Genomic DNA, 21,513 nt, shown 5'->3' with positions numbered 1-21,513 from the left:
TCTCTGCGTTTTAGTTAGTTATATTAAATGATTTGGAAAATCTTCAACGCTATGGCAACACAATTGATCCATAACTTGCTGCAATTGCGTTTTAAGCATAGAAATTGTATGGTCGCCGCCCTCTGCACCTAACGCTGCAACACCATACATAAAACTGCGTCCCATAAACGTAAATTTTGCACCGCTTGCCATGGCTCTCGCAATATCAGGCCCAGATCTTAATCCGCTATCCATCATAACTTCTATTTGATCTCCGTATTTTTTGGCAATACGTTCCAAAGGTCTAATGGTAGATTCGCCTGCATCTAATTGGCGACCACCATGATTGGACACAATAACGCCATCAATGCCAAGTTTTATGGCTTCTTCAACATCCTCCTCATTAGCGACACCTTTTAAAATTAATTTGCCTTTCCACATCTCGCGAATAGGCTTTATTTTATCGGCATTTAAGCGTCCAGAAAAGGTTTGATCCATAAATTTCCCCAACTGTTTTAAATCTAAACCTTTGGGCATATAAGGTAATAAGTTGGCGAAATTAGGCTGTCCATGTTTTAAAGTTTGCATTGCCCAATTTGGTTTTCCCAAAACCTGTAAAATATTGTCCAAAGACATTTTTGGAGGCATTGCCAATCCGTTTCTAATGTCTCTTGGACGATAACCAAAAGATGGCACATCGCACAAAATAACTAGGACAGGACATTCCGCAGTTGCTGCTCTATTAATAAGATCATCACGCAATCTATCTTCAGTTGGGTGATACAGTTGAAACCAGGCTTTTCCTTCTGTAAGTTCGCTGGCGCGTTCAATGCTTGTGGTTGTTACCGTACTTAGAATAAAAGGAATATTGTGCTTAAAAGCTGATTTAGCCAGTATTTCAGCAGCATTTGGCCACATCAGACCCTGTAATCCAACAGGTGCAATCCCAACAGGTGCGTCGTATTCAATACCGAACAATTTGGTTTTCATTCTAGAACCATGATGACTTTTTAAATAGTTGGGCTTCAATTGTACTTCCCTTAATTCTGACGTATTCCGGACTAAATTCACATCTTCATTGCAACCTCCATCCAAATATTCAAAAGCAAATTTGGGAATGCGTTGCATTGCCCTGTTTCTTAAATCATCTATGGAAGGATATTTTGTATTGAAATCTAAAGCCATTTTTTCTTTTATTTAACTATAAACGGGACGTGTTTTTTGAGCGAATAATTAGTCTTTAAAAATTTGGAATTTAGTTTAGAATCTGAAATGGCAATGGCTGCCCCAAGGGCAGAACCTAATGAAGAATCTGTCGTCCTTAATTTCTTATCTCTAAAATAATGTGAAAGCAATTTTATATATACATCATTATCACTAAAACCACCATCAACATAAAGCCTTCTTATTTCATCGTCTCCAATAACTTTCTTTATACTTTTAATTTGCAAAAGCACTAACTCTGTCATTAATTGATGGTAGGCATGTTCAAATTTATCAAAGGGAATTGATGTTTCAGAAGGCATCTCCGGATCAACAATACTTTCCCATTTGAAATAATGCTGAAAGTCTTTTACGATTTCAAAATAACTGTCATAATCAAATTTTACGGATCTGTGATAATCCTCACTCACACCAAAATGTTTGTCAAGTTTCTGTACCTGAATTTTATATTCATTGCCCAAAAACAAACGTGTTGCCTTTACAGGCTTCCCATTAATCCGCATATAATTGATGGCTTCCTTGTCTTCTAGATTCTTAGAAATTGCTTCATTATCAAATGAATTAAATGCGATACTCCATGTACCTGTAGACACCAGAACAAATTTCTTTTTAATGCTTCTTACATAAGGCAATAAAGCCGCTGAGCTATCATGAATACCTACCCCAATTTTGATGCGTTTGCCATTATAATTCATATTGACACTTGTTTCTGTGGAGACAATTGGTGGCAAAATTTTGTGAATACTTTCTTGGTAAACCCAATCATGGTAATCTTTAGTTTGATAATTCCATAATGCCGTATGACAACCGATGCTTGTATATTCACTTAATGGAATGCCCGTGAATACGTAACTCAAATATTGTGGTAGGTGCAATGAATACTTAATACTCTTAAAAATTTCAGGTTTGGTATGTTTGATCCAATAGAGTTGCAAGCCCGAATTTAAGAGGCTTAAATCAGAGCAACCCGTTGTGTTGAGAAACTTTTCCCTAGGACCGTACTTATCCAAAAACCCATCGATTAGCCTTTGATCGATTTGTTTGGTGTAATTATAAAGTGGTGTTAATGGTGTGCCATTTTCATCCAAATGGACAAAACTTGCACCATAGGTAGAAAAGTTGATGGCTTTAATGTCGTACTGTTCAGCTTTAAGGATTCTATTAAATACTTTCTTTAACCATTTTTGTAACGCGGTAAGGTCTTCGGTTGGAAATCCATCTTCATCAGTTATTTCATTAAATTTTATATATTCTTTATGGACCTGTTGATAAGCTTCATCGAAAAGGAAGAATTTTTTATTTGTTTTTCCGATATCAAAAATTGCTGTTACCTTTTGTTTCATAATTGAGAATCCTTATAGACCTGAGGCAATATTATGTTTGCCTCTTTCTTTTATCAATTCATTTCTAATATCTAAAGAACGATAGGATTTTATTGGACTTAAGGCACCTCCACTCTGTAGTCTCGCACTTTCCAACAATGGTCTTACATCAGTTCTAAAGGCGTCTTGTAATAGTTCTTGGCACTTGACAACGTCATTGTTAAGCTGTGCATTTCTCAATTCATACTGATCAATTAACAACGCTTTTGCATAAGCTTCCTGAATGGCTTCCAACGATTGAATCAAATCTTCAAGTGGGTCTTTTATATTATGACTCGCATCAATCATCCACGCTAAATCTGGGTTTTGCGGATTGTTTTGTATACCATAGACCAATTCATTAAAAATCAAGAATAAGGCATAAGGCTTGATGCTGCCAACGGTCAAATCATCATCACCATATTTACTATCGTTAAAATGAAAACCTCCCAGTTTCCCTTTGAGCATCAAGACAGAAACAATCTGTTCAATATTGCTGTTGGGTAAATGGTGTCCTAAGTCAACCAGAGAATAGGCTTTTTCTCCACAGGCATTTGCCAACATGAATGATGTACCCCAATCTTGAATGACTGTACTGTAAAAATTAGGTTCATAAGGTTTATATTCTATTAGTAACTTCCAGTCATCGGGAAGTTGTTTGTAAATTTTCTTAAGACTGTCCTCCGTATTGCTCAAAGCGGTCTGAAAATTATTCTGACCAGGGAAACTCGATCCGTCTGCCAACCAAACCGTTAAACTTTTTGATCCTAATTGATTTCCAATTTTAATAACGTCCAGATTATGAGCTACCGCTTGTTCTCTTACCGCCACACTTGTATTGCTCAAAGAACCATATTTATAGGATTCCTTTGCGTTTTTTTGATCTTGAAAGGTATTAGAATTAACCGCATCAAATTTTATATCGAGTTCATCGGCCATATTTTTGATGGCTTTATAATCACTCGGTACATCCCACGGAATATGTAATGAAACGGCGCCGGCAGTTTGTGTAAGGGCATGCAACACACCTACATCCTCCAACTTTTGCTCTAAGCTTGAGGGTTCTCCATAAAAAGAAAAACGACCAAAACGTGTACCTCCAGCACCTAAAGCCCAACTTGGAATAGCAACTTGAAAATCTGATAGTTTTTTAATAAGTGCCTTAACGTCAACATTTTTTTTACTTAAATTATTGGATAAAAAGTCAAAGTTCTCTTTATGTACTGACAATTCATTCATACTCGAATCGTGAATGTGATCTTTTGAAATTCTCATAAATTTTGTTTTACAAAAAACTCCCATAGATGGTTTTAGTGGTACTATGGAAGTTTTAATGATTGAATAAAGCTAACTCAAAAAATTATCTTACAAATGCATTTGCCATGCCACCATCAACATTAATAATGTTTCCTGTTGACTTATCTAATATCCCAACAAATGTAAAAACACCATTTGCAATATCTGATGGTGTAATTATTTCGTTAAGTAAATTTCTTTTTGCGTAAAAGGCCGGTAATTCTGCCACTGTAATTCCATTGGCTTTAGCTCTGCCTTCAGCCCAAGCACCTTCCCAAATTTTACTACCAACAATAACACCATCAGGATTTACAGTATTGACACGAACTTTGTCTTTTGCCAACTCAGCCGCTAACAAACGTGCCATATGTTGTTGAGCTGCTTTTGCTGTTCCATAAGCAACATTGTTGGGTCCTGCGACCAATCCGTTCTTACTTGCAATTGAAATAAAATCGCCGCCTAAATTTTGCTTACGGGTAATTGCTGAAAATTGTTTTGCTAAATCAAATTGTCCTTTTACTAATATACTATGTAAGATATTCCAATCTTTATCAGTAGTATCTTCTATGGCTTTAGAAATGGCCAATCCAGCACTGTGCACAACGATATCAACACCTCCAAATTCAACACAGGCTTTTTTGTAAGCGGAAGCAATAGAATCGGTATTTGTTACATCACATATGGCATATGTAGAAACGTCTCTTTTATAAGTTGCGTTTGCTTCGATTAAACTGTCTTCATTAATGTCTGTCAAAACAACTACTGCGCCTTCAGCTGCTAATTTATCAGCAATAGCCTTACCTATACCACCTCCTGCGCCAGTTACAAAAGCAACTTTACGGGATAAAGGTTGCTCTTTTGGCATTCTTGATAATTTGGCTTCTTCCAATAACCAGTATTCAATATCAAAAGCTTCTTGTCTTGGTAAAGATGTATACTCAGTAATGGCTTCAGCACCACGTATGACGTTAATGGCATTTACATAAAATTCACTTGCAACACGAGTAGTTTGCTTATTTTTAGCAAAGCTAAACATTCCAATACCTGGGTAAATAATTATGACCGGATTAGCATCACGAATAGCAGGACTGTTTTCTTTTTTACAAGTATTATAGTATTCAGCATATTCAGCTCTGTATGCTTTAAATGCAGGCTCCAATTTTTTTAAAATTGCCTCAGTATTAGATAAGTCTTCATTTTTATCTAATTTTAATACTAATGGCTGAATTTTTGTTCTCAAAAAGTGGTCTGGACAAGACGTTCCCATGGGTGCCAGTCTTTCCAAGTCATTACTATTGATGTATTCCATGACGACATCGCTATCAGCAAAGTGTCCTATCATTCTATTTTCAGAAGAACATAAACCTCTCAATAAAGGCATAATATGGGCTGCTTTTTCCAAGCGCTCTTGCTTTGGTAAGCTTTCAATTTTTTGACCACCAAAAACGCTACACTTTTCTTTGATTTTATTCTCTATAAATTCAGAAGCCATTTCAATAACTTCTAAACTGTTAATATAACACTCGTAAGATGTGTCTCCCCAGGTAAATAAACCGTGAGAACCTAAAACAATCCCTCTGATGCCAGGGTTATCAGCCAAACATTTTTCTAACTGAAGACCTAAATCAAAACCCGGACGTTGCCAAGGCACCCATCCCATAGTATCACCCCAAATTTCTTTCGTTACTTTTTCACTGTCTTTAGCTGCAGCAACTGCAATTAAAGCATCAGGATGTAAGTGATCTATATGAGCAAATGGCAATAAACCATGTAAAGGAGTATCAATAGAAGGCGCTTTACTATCTAAATCATATATACAATGGTCAAATAATCCCACCATACGGTCTTCATCTGCCATTCCACCATATACATTCTTTAAATTTCGTAGTCTTTTAGTATACAAACCTGCAATGCCTGATCTATCTAAAGTTCCAATGTCTCCACCAGATCCTTTTACCCACATTACTTCTACTTCTTCATTTGTTAATGGATCTGTTTCAATAGTTTTGCAACTCGTATTTCCTCCTCCGTAGTTGGTAATTCTTAAATCAGCTCCCAAAATATTGGAACGGTACAAGAACAATGCTATTTGATCATCTTTTATTTTTTCGGCTTTATCATTATCCCAGAGATAATCAACGTATTTGAAATTTTTAGTAGGGTTCTTCATATCTTTAAATAAATAGTTCGATAGCAAAAATAATGGCACACTAAATAATTTCTATCCTGTACTGTACCGTTAAAGTATATATATTATAATTTCACCTAATCTAAATATATTGTGGTTAAAAATGGATTTTTCTCAAAATTCCATTTACTTTGTTATCTAAATCTCAACGATTATCCACTTAAAACCCTAACATATGGATATATTTAAATTTATTAAAATTGATGAAGATTCAAGAATTCCCAAATACAGACAAATTGTGGATTCCATGATTTACAACGTCTCATTAGGTAATTTTAAAATAGACCAAAAAATTCCATCCATCAACAGATTTAGTGAAGAATTTTATTTATCTAGAGATACGGTAGAGAAGGCATATAATATATTGAAAGAACGAAAAATCATTACTTCAATTAGAGGAAAAGGTTACTATATCAACAGAACACAACTTTTGTCTAAAATAAATATTTTATTTTTGGTAAATAAATTGAGTTCATATAAAATGCAAACCTATAATTCATTCTTAAATGCTATAGGAACCAATGTACATACTGATTTACACATTTATCATTGCGATGAATCCCTTTTTCTAAATCTGATGGAAAAGCATAAATCGGCCTATGATTATTACGTAATCATGCCTCATTTTAAAAATGATGAATTAAAGCATTTAAGTTTTACGGAGCCGGTGGTAAATGCCATAAAGAAAATTCCAAAACAAAAACTTGTGATTCTTGATAATATCAAGCTCAATATGGATGGTGAGATTGTTGAAATTTTTCAAGATTTCGAAAATGATATTTATGACGCATTAAAGCAAGGGCTCAATAAAATTGTAACTTATGACAAAATAATTTTAATTTATCCAGACAAAGCAGTTTATCCTTTCCCTAGACGTATTCTGCACGGCTTTAGAAAATTTTGCGCAGAATTTAAATTGAATTTTGAAGTTCTCAGTGAAGTCTATGATGAAATGATTCTTAAAAAAGGAGATTTGTTCATTACAATTGAAGAATCTGATTTGGTTAATTTGGTGAAACAAATCAGGGATGATGAATTTATTATGGGCAAAGACATTGGGGTAATTTCTTATAATGACACCCCATTAAAGGAACTTTTAGGCATCACAGTTATGTCTACAGATTTCAAGGTCATGGGAGAAACAGCCGCACAAATGATTCTCGACAAGAAAAAAGGGAAATTTAAAGTACCATTTAATTTTATTGATAGAAATTCTATTTGAGTTTATTCATGCACTTTTGTGTCAATTTATAAAAAAATAGTAAAGTTATTTTTTAATTATTGCGATGCCGTGCTTATGAAAAAGTTCTATCATTTTATGAAATAAGGCAATTTTTCAAAGAGACTATCTAATGAAACCATTTTCCTTTTGAACAAGTAAGTCAAGATTATTATAATGTCTTCTATTATTAATATTGCCACAAAGTTGTACAGGTTTATTCATTATGAAAATTCTGCTGATTTTGTGCTCACTTCTTCGTGAATAGCGTCGACAATTTTTCGAGTAATTACTCCTGTGATCTATTTTTATCTTGAGATTATCCATGTTTCTATCGATTTAACTTTCCAGAAGTAAATATTAATAATGCCATATAAGTAATTTAAGAAATTCCTCTAAAATTATTTATATAGTTTTAGTTCCTAAATACTTTCCACTATAGTGTCTATAATTTAATTGTAATATATGAATATCAGAAATAATTTTTTTCTGTTAAGTGCTTTTATCTTTTGTGTAAATTAAATTAGTTTGATAGGTTCATAGACTATTTGGATATCTTAATTAAGATAGATAATGATTTAACTTGTTAAGTTTTCTTGAAATATTATAAATCTAATTGACAAAAAATCTTATTTAATATAGTTATTCCAATTCAGCATTTATCTACCAGAGAATTCGTAAAGCAAATTACATTTTTCGAATCCTGATGTACTAAAATATTTTGATATGTAATGCTGTTGATTAAAATTACAAATTGAGAATATAAGTTCTAAGCATTGTATGAGATTATATTTTAGTCTTTTAAAGTGCCCTATTTATTTAAGATTAATATTAATGAGGCAAAAGTTATAAATCCCTTATAGTTTCAATGTTTAAGCGACATCAAAGGTTATTATTAAAAACTTAATATGTTGCACAGGGCCAGTAAATTAAATGACTTATAAATTACATTATTATTAATAATGCAGTACAGTGCAGGATAGCTTTTTTTTTTAAAAGCTTTTCATTTGTTTATATGAAATAAAAGAGATTGTCCTAATGACATCACTTTTCATCACAATCCATTTATAATTTTTAATAATATAAAAGTATCCAAATTATGGGAAAAAAAATTAGAAAGCATTCAGGAACATTACGTAACGCGTGTTTCTTTACAATGTTTATGTTTTTGGGAATCTTAGGTTTTTCGACTCAAGCTCAAGTAGGCACTGTTTCTGGTACGGTATCTTCTATTGATGGAGTGCCAATACCTGGGGTTAATGTATTACAAAAAGGAACCACCAATGGCGTGACAACGGATTTTGATGGTAACTACACAATAAATCTTACTGTTGGCTCTCAAATTTTAGTTTTCTCTTATGTTGGATTTAAATCTGAGGAAATTGCAGTTGCTAATAAAACTTTAGTAAACGTTAGTCTAAATGAAGATAAAGAACAACTTGATGAAGTTGTTGTTATTGGTTATGGCTCGGTTAATAAGCGCGATGTTCTGGGATCGATTGCTTCGGTAAAATCGGAAGAACTCAATGAATCCGCTCCTGTGGATGCTTTAGGGGCTTTGCAGGGAAGAATGGCTGGTGTTCAGATTCTAACTAATAATGGTCCCGGTAATAGTTCTGAAATTGTCATCAGAGGGATATCGACACTCTCAGGAGGGATTGGTCCTTTGTATGTGGTTGATGGGCAACAAGTGGATGATATAGATAATCTAAACCCCAATGATATAGAATCTATTGATGTTTTAAAAGATGGGGCTTCTGCTGCTATTTATGGTTCTAAATCTGCAAATGGTGTGGTTATTATTACCACTAAAATAGGGAAAGAGGGTAAACCTAAAATTGAAACAAGCATACAAACATCTTATAGTTTTTTGTCCAATAAAGTACCTGTTTCCAATACCATTCAATGGAACAAATTTCTGAGCTTAAGAACAGGGTCAACAGATAATTCTGGTACTGTACAAGATTCACTGGGTATTCGTTCTCAATTGGTGGTAGATATACAAGACTTAATTCAGCAAATGGGTTTAAAGACTCAAGTTAACGTAGGCGTAAGTGGTGGCAGTGAAACTTCAAGATTTTACTGGAATACGGGTTTCCTTAACGAAGAAGGAATTATTATTGGAAGTGGTTTTAAACGTATAAACACAACACTAAAATTAGATTTCGATATTAGTAAAGTTATATCTGCAGGAACCCGTTTAACAGGATCCTACCAAGGTCAAGAAGGGTTGTTTGAAGGTGCTGTGTTTCGTGAATTATCCTACAGACAACCGGATGTTCTCATCTATGATTTTGATGGTTCATTTATTAGAGAGCGATTTGCAAGGGCCAATCCCGTGGCACGAGCGTTATTAAGTACAAATGATAATAGGCAGTTTAGAGGCTCATCATTTAATTATATCAATTTTCAATTAACGCCGTCATTATCATTTAAGACTACGCTTGGTGTCAATTATAATAATCAAAAATTAAATCAATTTAGACCCTCCCAGACTGTAGATGCCGTAAATGGTAGAATCAATGGTCAAGAAATAACGCGTTTGTCTTATGATATGCAAAATGAAAATTACTTTTCTTATGATCATAAGTTTAATGGGGGTCATTCGGTAACTGGTTTATTAGGATTATCTATTCAAAAGTGGGAGCAGGAAAACACTACGCTAAGAGCCTTAGGATTTAATAATGATTACATACAAACATTTAATAATGTTTCAGAATTTGATGTATCCCGTACAGGTTCAGAATGGTTTAGACATTCTTTGTCATCTGTTTACGCAAGAGCTACTTATGACTATCAGAGAAAGTATTTGTTGGGAGCTACATTCCGAAGGGATGGATCTTCAAGATTTGGATCAAATAAATTATGGGGTAACTTTCCTTCCGTATCCGCTGGTTGGAGAATCTCTAACGAAAATTTCATGAAATCCTTCGATTTTCTTAGTGAATTTAAATTGCGTGCAAGTTATGCTATTACTGGTAATGAACGTATCGGTAATTATTTAAACCAAGCGTTATATGGTCCTGGTTACTTTTATGATGGTATTAATGGTTTTGCACCTTTTCAACTTGGAAATGCCGATTTAGGATGGGAAGAAACTGCCCAACAAAACTATGGAATTGACTTGGCCTTCTTTAACAGAAGATTAATGTTAACCGTAGATGGATATATAAAAACTACTACTGAGTTATTATACGATAGACCCATACCTGAAGAAACTGGTTTTTCTACAATTATAGGGAACATCGGTTCTGTTGAAAATAAAGGTATTGATATTGAAGTAAGGGGCACGCCGATTAAGACTGAAGATTTTTCATGGTCCTCAAGCTTCAACATCTCTTTTAACAAGAACAAAGTACTGGAATTAGCAGACGATGATGGGTTTGAACCTACTAATGGAGGCTATTTGGTTGAAGTAGGTGAATCTCTTGGAAATATGTATGGATTTAAGAATTTGGGAGTGTTTAGATATGACCAATCCAACGCTTACAATGATGCAGGTGTAAGGTTGACGCCTAATTTTGATGCAAATAACACTTTTGTGAACTACACCCTTAATGGTCAAGAATATACTGGTAATATAAACCAGCTTAAGTTTGGAAATAGGCTTTTAGGCGGAGGAGACGCTATATGGGAAGACCAAAATGGAGATTTTGTAATAGATCAAGAAGCAGATAGAACCATTATTGGAAATGGCTTGCCAGATTTTATTGGTGGCTGGAGAAACTCATTTGAGTATAAGAATTTTTCATTGTCCTTCTTAATTAATTTCAGTTTTGGGAATGATATTTATAGAGGTTACGACCATACTCGAGATAAGGCGGCTAATGCTGTTTTTGCGCCAGGTCCTGATAGAATTGACGGGGCTTGGGTAAATCAAGGTGATATTGCAGAATATCCAAGTCTTGAATCAAGTAGATTTCAGAACAGAACAGGCTTCGATTCAAAATATGTAAGCCAAGGTGATTTTATTAAACTGCAGAATGTTAGATTGGGCTATACTATTCCAAATGAAACATTCACGTTTATGGATTCATTTTCCCTAGATCTCATCGTAAATAATTTATTGACATTCACCAATTATGAAGGTTATAATCCGGAATTAGGCTATCAAGGTGATGCGCTTAGACCAGGGTGGGATGATTTGAGGTACCCAAATAAAACGGAAATAATTTTAAGTTTAAAAGCCCAGTTCTAAAGACTATTTCATAAATCATAATAATATAGAGATGAAAAAAGTAAAACATTTATTAACAGCAGTATCAGCATGCATGTTACTTGTGGTAATAACGTCATGTGAAGACATTTTAGATCAAAGTCCAATAAGCGAAGTTTCAGATGAAATATTTTGGAATACAAATCAGGATGCGGAACTTGGTGTAGCATCAATATATGATGCCATGCAAAGAACGTATCGTGTAAAGCATTTTTATTGGGGTGAATTTAGATCTGACAATTATGTTGAATCTGATCAACCATCAGGTGAAACTCAAGCTATGATCACAAATTCATTAACTTCAGATTATGAAGATGCACTAAGATGGAATGAGTTATATACTATGATTTTTAGAGCCAATATCGCCATTGAAAAAATCCCACAGATTCCTCAGTTTAATGAAAATTTATTGGGTGAAGCCTATGCCTTACGCGCCTATGCCTATTTTGATGCCTATAGGGTTTGGGGAGGTGTACCATTGTTTAAAGAAGCTGCGTTAACGTTTGACGACAGTTCTTTCAGACCTAGATCAACCGCCCAAGAGGTTCTTGACTTAGTGCTTTCTGATTTGGCGCAGGCAGATGAACTTATTACAACCTCTACAAGTCCTTACAGGTTTTCTAAAGCAAGTATGTTAGCTTTTAAATCTAAAATTTTTATGTTTTTGCAAAGATATCAAGATGCAAATGACGCCCTAGACCAATTAATAGCTTTAAATAGTTATTCCTTAACAAAAGATAGAGTGTCATGGAGAAACCTATTTTTAAATGATATTGCTTTTCCGGATCAAGGTCAAGAAGGTCCAGAATTAATCATGTCCCTTAAATATGATTTTGAAGAAGACGGGAATAGAGCCTCTGGGATCTATTCAATATTTTTTCAAGGTGTGCCTTCCGTATGGATTTCTCCATTAGTTCAAAATAAATGGCTTAAAAGATTTCCTATAACAGAGGAAGAATGGATGTTAAAATATCCAGGTGTGCCAGCACATATTTTCACGACAGATCCAGCAACAGGTAATGAAATTCCAATTTATGGTGATTGGCGATATTATGAAACCGTAACAGAAGTAGGTAGCCCTCAAGATATACGGGTTTCAAAATATGCCAAAACGAATTATAGTCCAGCGGAAGATGATACCAATATTGTATTGTTCCGATATGCTGATATGTTACTTTTAAAAGCAGAGGCTGAAAACCAATTAGATCATCCAGAAATTGCATTAGAGTTATTAAATCAGGTAAGAGTTTCTCGGGAATTGCCTTTAGTGAATTCTGGTACCACTCTAGATGTTGATATTAATAATAAGGTAGCCTTAGAGAATTTTATTTTGGACGAAAGACAATTAGAGTTGTTTGCTGAAGGGACACGATGGTGGGATCTTGTACGAACAGGTAAGGCGGTTGAAGTTTTAGGACCAATAAATGGACAGACCGAAGGAACCATAGATTGGCCTATTTATTTCAGGCATTTAATTGACAATCCGCTCTTAGAACAGAATGAACCATATTAATAATATTAAAAAATAAAACAGCGAGTAATGAAAAAAAATATAAAACTAAAATTAAACGCCGTTATTTTAGTGTGTATAGCTATCATAACATTTGGATGCGATTTGAAACCTCAAGAAAAATTTGAATTCGATCCAGCTACAACACCACAAGTTACATTTGGCGCAATGACCCCTTGGGAATGGATTCAGACCAATCCTAAAAATGAGTTTAACTTTCTAATTGAAGCTATTAAATTAACTGATTTACAGGAGGAGTATAGTAATACTACTGATAAACGGACATATTTTCTTCTTAAAGATTTTGGTTGGAGAAATTTTAATGGTATTAAAAGACGTGAATTCGGAAATCCTAACATCTCCTTAGCAGATGTCGATCCTGTAAAATTAAGAAAGATTCTCTTATATTACATAGTGCCAACTTATGTTGATCAAGGACCAGGACATTTATTGACCTTAGATGCCAATTATACTTTTGAAACGTTGTCTACTGACCCTTTAAATCAAATAATGACACTAAGTCGTGATTGGAATTACACTATTGGGATCAATAATTCTCCCGTTCTACCAGCTACTAAATTTTCAGCAAATGTAAAATTGCACAACTATATCTTTTCCAATGGTAACTCTGTTGCACATTTACTTGAAAATCACGTGAGATTGGCACCATTTGAATAGGAGCTCTGGTTAATTAATAGGAATTTTTGTGACTTTTTAAAAGGTTCTCCTCAAAAGCAGATGCTCAAAGACGTGGTGTTAAAGAACTTATTTTTCACCTCAAATACTTAAAAATGAAAAGTAATACTTTCTTAAAAATTATGAATCGATCTAGAATCTTGTTAGTTTTTACAGTTATTATCATGTTATGTAATTGTAGTAACAAGATTGAAAAATCAGTTGATGCAAAAGAGGAACATAAAAAGCCTAATATCATTTTTATTTTAACTGATGACCAACGTTGGGATGCTTTAGGTTATGCTGGCAACCCGTTGGCTTATACTCCAGAAATGGATAAATTAGCAAAGGAAGGTGTGTTTTTTAAAAATGCCATAGCTACTACACCAATTTGTGCAGCCAGCAGAGCAAGTATCATTAGTGGTTTGCAAGAGCGGACGCATAATTACAGCTTTACTACTGGAGATATAAAAGATGAATATATGCGAAATGCCTATCCGCGTCTGCTCAAAAATGCAGGTTATTATACGGGATTTTATGGCAAATTTGGCGTTAAATACAATCATCTAGATTCGCTGTATAATGTTTATGAAAATTATGATTTGCGCTATGACCGCAAGGATAGAACCAGTTATTATTACAAAACATTAGGAAAGGATACCGTGCATTTAACACGCTATACGGGAGAGAAAGCAATCGAGTTTATCAAAGAGGCACCAACGGACAAGCCATTTAGTTTGCAACTTAGTTTTAGTGCGCCACATGCCAGTGATAATACGGTTGAGCAATATTTTTGGGATGAAGAATATGATCATGTTTTAAAAAACACAACCGTACCAGACGGTCAAACAGCACTGAATATCGTGCCAGGTGCTGATATTTCAGAAGATGAATACTACGATAGATTACCACAACGTGTTAAGGATGGTTTTAATAGATTGCGTTGGCATTGGAGATATGATACGCCTGAAAAATACCAACACAGCGTAAAAGGGTATTACAGAATGATTGCCGGCGTAGATAACGAAATTTCCAAAATACGTAAAGAACTCGAAGCTAAAGGAATTGCCGATAATACCATCATCGTTTTTATGGGTGATAATGGTCTGTTCTTGGGCGAACGACAATTGGCAGGTAAATGGCTTATGTACGACAACTCCTTAAAAGTGCCATTAATTATCTACGATCCTAGAAATAAAACACATAAAGATATTGATGCTGTGGCATTAAACATCGATGTGCCATTCACAATTTTAGATTTTGCTGGTGTGCAAGCTCCCGCAAGTTGGCACGGAAAAAGCTTGAAACCTTTTATGGATTCTGAAAACTTTGATGTCAAAAGAGATACGATACTAATCGAACATTTATGGGATAAAAAGGAAATTCCACCAAGTGAAGGTGTAAGAACTAAAGATTGGAAATATTTTAGATACGTTGATGATAAATCGATAGAAGAATTATACAATATACAAGAAGATCCCAAAGAAATTTATAACCTCGTTAATGATGAAAAATCTCAAGAGGTGCTCACTAATTTAAGAGCAAAAACTGAGAAATTAATTGTAAAATATAAAGATCCTTATGCGCTAAACCTATCTAATGAAACCTTCAAGAATAATATGTTTAGCTGGAAGATTTCAAACAATACTCAAAAACAAACAGCATATCAAATACTAGTGTCCTCTTCAAAAGAAAATTGTGATAAGAATATTGGTGACGTATGGAATAGTGGTAAGGTTGAAAGTGAGACACAAGACGCAATAACTTATAATGGCAAAGAATTAGATGCAACTAAAACATACTTTTGGAAAGTTCGTGTGTATGACGAATTGAATAGAACAGGAAGCTACGCAGGCGCTCTAAAGTTATCAATCAAAAAGAATTAAGATTTCTAAAGAAAAAATTAAATAACATATAAACATGAATTTTTTTAAATACGTATTATTATTTATTTTGGTGAGTTTCAGCTTGAATAGCACCGCTCAAAACCCTATTGTCAAAGACTTTGGAATGGCGGATCCTCATATCTATATTTTCAATGAAAACGCCTATCTATTTTCTACAAGGGATGCAGATTCTACAGCCAATCATTTTATAATGCCCGATTGGCATATATGGTCATCAAAGGATTTGGTAAACTGGACCTATGAACTTAAGATTGACCCATCTGAGACCTATATGGGCAAAGGTTCAACACGCTGTTGGGCAACTGAAACGGTTGAAAAAAATGGTAAGTTTTATTTCTATTTTTCAAACGGGAATGATGATTCTGGAGTGCTTGTTGCAGACCAACCTGAAGGACCGTATAAGGATGTTTTGGGAAAGCCGATGTTAGAAAAGGATTTAACTAATGGAAGTGAATATGATGCAACAGTTTTAAATGATGATGACGGAAAATCGTTTATGATATTCGGTCACCTTGATTCTAAAGATAAAGATTTACGATACTTCATTGCGGAACTGGGTGCTGATATGATTTCACTTAAGGAACAGCCAAAAGTGGTTGACTTTAATAAAAAAGATGGATTTTTTAACGATAAACCAAACCTTCATAAACGCAATGGAAAATACTATTTATCAGCTGGCTCACAATATGCCATGTCTGACAATATATATGGGCCTTATGATTTTGTTGGCAATTCTGGCGATGGAAATTATGGTTTGACAGGACAGGCACATGGTAACTATTTTACGTGGAATAACCAATGGTTCCACACTTGGTGTAAGTTTTACATCGATCCAAAAATAAAATTTAGAGAATCGTATATCACTTATTTGCATTACAAGGATAATGGAGAAATGGTTGATGATGTCAATTTCTTAAAACATCATTTTGCCACAGGTGTTGGACGCTATGATGCCAATTGGGACAGAATTGAAGCCGAATGGTATATGAAATCCGAAAATTTGGATAAGAAAGAAGCGCCAATTGGCGGATTTGAAATTCAAAATGTAAAAGACGGTGGAGAACTTTATTTTCCAAATATTCAAAATCTTACCGATAAAACATTAATCGAGTTTTGTTTATCTTCTATTAATGAAGGTACCATTGAGATTCGTGATAAAAGCAAATCTGGAAAGTTATTAGGAAGTTGTAAAATTTCCAGCACTGGAGGATGGAACACTTACAAAACCTTTAGTTGTGATCTGAAAGATATGAAAGATGTAACTGATATTTACTTTGTTTTTAAAGGCAGCTCATCAGATATTCTACATTTGGATTGGTTTGAGTTTAAATAAATTTATCAAATTTAATATGAACACAACCGGTATTTTAAATCCTTTATTTTTATTTGTTATGATGTTGCTTTGTCTTATATCAACAACTTCAAATGCCCAAATAAAACACGGATTAAGGGATGATCAAGGTAGACATATTATACCCAGAGGTTTTGTGATTGTTACTAACGCTGGAGATTTTAAAAGTGATGATTATGTCAGAATGGTGCGTCTTGGTGCAAATTTTCAAGTAGTACGCTTAGAATTGGGACGTTTAAGTGAATTTTCTGGTGCTAAATTAGAGGAAAGCTATTTGCACCATTTAGAAGATTTAGTCACATTAGGAAAGAACGTTGGTGTAAAAACTGTTTTTAAAATGACGGTTTATGGTGTTGATGAGTTTTCTTGGGAGGCGTTGTGGGCCAATAAAAATAATGAGCAAACATTATATATAAACGCATGGAAAGAGGTTTGGGAGCGGTTTGAAAAAGAAGATAACGTGATTGGATATGACGTTGTCAATGAACCGAGAAAATTAACTATGGATATCTCTTATAAAGATCTTACGAACGAACATCTCATACCATTTTATCAAAAAATAATAGATGAAAGTCATAAAATTAATGCAGATAAAAAGATTTTGATTCAATCTGTATTTATGAATAAGGGAGAAAGTATTGATAATAATCAATATGCAGAAATCACGGCATCAGTAAATAGAAAGAACATTGTATTTTCTCCTCATATATATCAAAATAAAGAAGAATTGGTAAAACCAGTAATGGATCGTTTTGACAAAGAATCAATAATGCTCAACGCGCCAATTCTTATCGGAGAATGGGGTTTCCCAACCTTTGCTAGCACGGATACCTTGTTAACTGGTAATTTAGGGCAGTATAAATACAGAGAACTGTACATTAAAACTGCTGAAGTGTTTGATAAAATGGGTGTGGGAAGTATAAAAGCATGGTTTTCAGGAAACCCTAAAATGCAAAATTTTATGGCTGGTGGGCCTTCAACCTGGGCTATTTTCAGCGATAAGAATGCTGTCGGAACTATTGAAAGAAAATATATTACCGATATCATTGCACGACCTTATCCGCAGGTTATTGCAGGAGATATTCAGTCTTTTATGTTCAATTTTGCAACACGAATTTTAGATGTCAATATATTAACCGACAATAGTAAAGGTGCATCACGTGTTTTCGTTGGTGCCAATAGACATTATCCAGATGGTTTCTCAATTTTAATTGGTAATGATGTGGTGATGATATATGATCCAATTAAAAGCGTAGGATTAGAAATACAAAAATCATCTAAAAATTTTGATAGTTCAAATGTCATGTGGGATGAAGCCTATCAGCAGTTAAACATTACAAAATGGCCATATGACAAAACTATTGTAAATTTAAAAATTGTTCCTGGTATTTATAAATAAGATCTTTTAATTTTTTAGTGCAATGTCTTTATTTACCCTGTTCTGTTCTTTTTTGATACACAAATTTTTTACCAGATCGAATTTTCCCAATACCCAATCATTAAATAAAGAGGTGTGCTGGATCGTTAAATGATAATTATCATCGACACCATTTATCTGTTTTAGAGTCACGATTCCATTCATCATTATTAATAATATGACATTAAAGATTGGTATTTTTTCTTCTATCGATTTATTTAGTGAGAGTTGAAGCAAACTATTTCTACAGGTGAGGAAGTTATTTGAGGGATCGTAGTTGTTGGAGATATTAATCATTATAATAGTTAACTCATGACTTTCTATTCGGTGAGATTGTCCAATTAATCCTATTGCTTATACTATCCTAAGGATAAATACGAATTCAGAAAAAAATAATTACCTACTGTCATATACCTGATCATTAAGATAATGTTACAAATCTAAATTTGTACACAATCATTTTTAAAATGGCATAGTATAGTTTGACGCATCATGGGAACGATAGAAGCTGCATAGTATTACGAAATCTCTCATGATATTGAGAAACACAAGACTAAAAACAGTACTTTAAAGTAATCATTAAAAGAGGTAGTTTTTAGGACCTATAATGGGAGTAATTACAAAATATTCGCGAGAAAATTTATAGATTCAAAAGGTGTCTTCAGCTTTCTAAGTTTCGATAGTAAAACAAGGTTTTAATTTAAATTTAACAGGAAATAAGAGTTTTATAACAGCTTAAGGTTAAGAGAATTTTAGAAATGTTTTTCAGGACAGTGCAGGACGCCAAACTGAATTTATCAGTGTAATTTGGAGCAATAATACTTCTTGGTTATAATAGATGCCTTGCATGCTTAACATATAATAAAAAAAACCCCGTAATACAATTAAAGATATCGTTCTATGCATAAAATGTACTACAAATCATTATTTATCATACTATTGGCAGGCAGTCACATAGTAAGCTCGCAGAATAACACAAATTCTAAATCTGAAAATTCAATTATTGATAAATCAGTGGCTTCACTATTGGATAAAATGACCCTTGATGAAAAAATAGCAGAGCTCACTCAAGATGCTCCTACCAATGAGCGTTTGGGAATTCCCATTATGAATTATAGCGAATGCTTACATGGGCTTTGGTTACCTGGCGCTACCGTTTATCCACAAGCCATCGCTTTGGGAGGTACTTGGGAACCAGAACTGATAAGAGAGATGACCACAGATATAGCCAAAGAAGCAAGAGCGGCTAATTTAACTCATTGCTATTCTCCCAATTTAGATGTAATTTCTGGTGATGCTCGTTATGGTCGCGTTGAAGAATCTTATGGAGAAGATCCGTATTTGGTAACCCGAATGGGAGTGGCTTTCATTGAAGGGTTACAAGGTAAGGGTGATGAATATTTAGATGAAAACCACATCTTAGCAACCGCTAAGCACTTTGTGGGATACCCTGAAAACAGAAGAGGAATCAATGGAGGCTTTAGTGACATGTCTGAGCGCAGGTTATATGAAGTTTTTATGCCACCTTTTGAAGCGGCCGTAAAAGAGGCTAAAGTGGGTTCCATAATGCCTGGTCATCAAGATTTAAATGGGATTCCAATGCATATGGATGGCGAATTATTAACAGGTCTGCTTCGTGAACAATGGGGCTTTGATGGATTTATAGTATCCGATAATAATGATGTTTTGCGTTTAAATTCAATGCATTATATCGCAAAAAATAAAACTGAAGCTGCACTTTTAGGTTTAAAGGCTGGTGTGGATATGGATTTGGTAATTGGCAAGAGTCCAGAATATTCTTCATATATAAATCATGTGCTGTTAGATACTCTGACAAACAACCCTTCGCTTGTGAAATATGTAGACCAAAGTGTGTCTCGTATTTTAAGGGCGAAATATAAATTGGGATTATTCGAAAACATCGGTAAAACATATCCAGATTCCGTAGTTAGCAAGCCAGAAAGTCAAGCCTTAGCATTGAAAATTGCGAAGAAAGCGATTACCTTACTGAAAAATGATGGCGATTTATTACCACTGGATAGAAAAAAAATTAAAAGCATTGCAGTGATAGGCCCAAATGCTGCTGAAGTACGCTTTCCAAATGGGAAATATCCACAGTTAGGAGGTTATGCTGGAATTCCACCATATTATATTTCGGTTTTGGAAGGGATTCAAAATAAAGTTGGAAAAAATATTAAAATTAACTATGCCGAAGGCGCTCCTTTAAAAAGCACATCAACAGAAGGTTTCGCAGAAGCTATTGCGGCAGCAAAAAAATCAGATGTAGTAATTTTAGCCTTGGGTGGTTCTACTGAAACTTGTGGTGAAGGTCTTGACAGAGATAACATTGATTTGTTTGGTGTTCAAAATGAATTGGTTGAAGCTATTCATAAAATAGGAAAACCTATCGTCGTAGTATTAATAAATGGAAGACCATTGTCAATTAATTATATAGCTGAAAATATTCCAGCGATACTTGAAACTTGGTATTTAGGCATGAATTCTGGTGAAGCTATTGCTGAAACTCTATTTGGTGATAATAATCCAGGGGGTAAATTAACTGTATCCTTTCCGCGTTCTGTTGGACAAATTCCTGTTACTTATTTAGAGCGTCCTGATTTTGTGGGTTCTGGAAAAGGCCAATATAAGTTCTCTGATAAATCGCCATTATTTCCTTTTGGTTTCGGTTTGAGTTATACGAGATTTGAATATTCAAATTTGAAATTATTGAATGCCTCAATTGCTATTGATGGTAAAACTATTGTTTCTGTCGATATTAAAAACACGGGTGCTGTAGTGGGTGATGAGGTAGTACAAATGTATGTTAGGGATGACTTCGCCTCAGTCGGACGATATAATAAAATGCTGAAGGGGTTTGATCGTATCACTTTAAAACCTGGCGAAACTAAAACAGTAAGTTTTGAATTAAATTCTGATAATTTATCGCTTTATGATAAGGACATGCAAAAAGTGGTTGAACCTGGTGATTTTACAATTTCTGTAGGTTCATCCTCTTTAGAAAAAGACTTAAAAACAATAAAACTTGAAGTTAAATAGAAATATCTTGGGTTCTTTTTTTTACTGATATACAGTAAGATAGCCTCTGATTTAACTGAAATGCCCAGAGAATTCTTTAATTTAAAAAAAAATTGTAACTATTCAGCCTATCT

At 34.2% G+C, this 21,513-nt stretch carries 12 protein-coding genes; 8 read left to right on the top strand and 4 right to left on the bottom strand.

Annotated elements, in window-relative coordinates; all coding sequences use genetic code 11:
• Positions 1–18 precede the first annotated feature (18 nt).
• From JEM65_RS07495 to JEM65_RS07480, 4 genes are all read right to left on the bottom strand, one after another.
• Positions 19–1,164 carry an alpha-hydroxy acid oxidase gene (locus JEM65_RS07495; protein WP_199598324.1) on the bottom strand — a complete coding sequence of 382 codons (1,146 nt, stop codon included), beginning with the start codon at positions 1,162–1,164 and terminating at the stop codon, positions 19–21.
• A gap of 8 nt (positions 1,165–1,172) precedes the next feature.
• On the bottom strand, positions 1,173–2,546 hold the full coding sequence (locus JEM65_RS07490) for an FGGY-family carbohydrate kinase (RefSeq protein WP_199598323.1): 1,374 nt from the start codon (positions 2,544–2,546) through the stop codon (positions 1,173–1,175).
• 12 nt (positions 2,547–2,558) lie between these two features.
• Complete coding sequence (locus tag JEM65_RS07485; protein ID WP_199598322.1) at positions 2,559–3,839, bottom strand: sugar isomerase; 1,281 nt, start codon at positions 3,837–3,839, stop codon at positions 2,559–2,561.
• Between the two features lie 85 nt (positions 3,840–3,924).
• Complete coding sequence (locus JEM65_RS07480; RefSeq protein WP_199598321.1) at positions 3,925–6,030, bottom strand: bifunctional aldolase/short-chain dehydrogenase; 2,106 nt, start codon at positions 6,028–6,030, stop codon at positions 3,925–3,927.
• Positions 6,031–6,223: 193 nt separating this feature from the next.
• On the opposite strand from JEM65_RS07480, the gene JEM65_RS07475 reads away from it, so the two are divergent.
• The 8 genes from JEM65_RS07475 to JEM65_RS07440 all read left to right on the top strand — a co-directional run bounded on the left by JEM65_RS07475 (position 6,224) and on the right by JEM65_RS07440 (position 21,400).
• Positions 6,224–7,270, top strand: a complete 1,047-nt coding sequence (locus tag JEM65_RS07475; protein ID WP_199598320.1) for a GntR family transcriptional regulator — start codon at positions 6,224–6,226, stop codon at positions 7,268–7,270.
• 1,096 nt (positions 7,271–8,366) lie between these two features.
• Positions 8,367–11,465 carry a SusC/RagA family TonB-linked outer membrane protein gene (locus JEM65_RS07470; RefSeq protein ID WP_199598319.1) on the top strand — a complete coding sequence of 1,033 codons (3,099 nt, stop codon included), beginning with the start codon at positions 8,367–8,369 and terminating at the stop codon, positions 11,463–11,465.
• A 31-nt stretch (positions 11,466–11,496) separates the two neighbouring features.
• Positions 11,497–12,996: a RagB/SusD family nutrient uptake outer membrane protein gene (locus tag JEM65_RS07465; protein WP_199598318.1), complete on the top strand. Its 1,500-nt coding sequence runs from the start codon at positions 11,497–11,499 to the stop codon at positions 12,994–12,996.
• 27 nt (positions 12,997–13,023) lie between these two features.
• Positions 13,024–13,671: a hypothetical protein gene (locus JEM65_RS07460; RefSeq protein WP_199598317.1), complete on the top strand. Its 648-nt coding sequence runs from the start codon at positions 13,024–13,026 to the stop codon at positions 13,669–13,671.
• A 113-nt stretch (positions 13,672–13,784) separates the two neighbouring features.
• Positions 13,785–15,554 (top strand): sulfatase family protein, encoded by a 1,770-nt coding sequence (locus JEM65_RS07455; protein ID WP_199598316.1) that lies wholly within the window; start codon positions 13,785–13,787, stop codon positions 15,552–15,554.
• A 34-nt stretch (positions 15,555–15,588) separates the two neighbouring features.
• A complete protein-coding gene (locus JEM65_RS07450) occupies positions 15,589–16,908 on the top strand; it encodes a family 43 glycosylhydrolase (protein WP_199598315.1) in 1,320 nt (439 codons plus the stop codon).
• A 16-nt stretch (positions 16,909–16,924) separates the two neighbouring features.
• Positions 16,925–18,325 (top strand): cellulase family glycosylhydrolase, encoded by a 1,401-nt coding sequence (locus JEM65_RS07445; protein WP_233530567.1) that lies wholly within the window; start codon positions 16,925–16,927, stop codon positions 18,323–18,325.
• A gap of 918 nt (positions 18,326–19,243) precedes the next feature.
• On the top strand, positions 19,244–21,400 hold the full coding sequence (locus JEM65_RS07440; RefSeq protein WP_233530566.1) for a beta-xylosidase: 2,157 nt from the start codon (positions 19,244–19,246) through the stop codon (positions 21,398–21,400).
• The last annotated feature ends 113 nt before the right edge of the window (positions 21,401–21,513 follow it).

Source organism: Gelidibacter salicanalis (assembly GCF_016469035.1).
GTDB lineage: Bacteria > Bacteroidota > Bacteroidia > Flavobacteriales > Flavobacteriaceae > Gelidibacter > Gelidibacter salicanalis_A.
The sequence above is the reverse complement of the archived record's forward strand: the minus strand, read 5'-3'. Positions and strand labels throughout refer to the sequence as shown.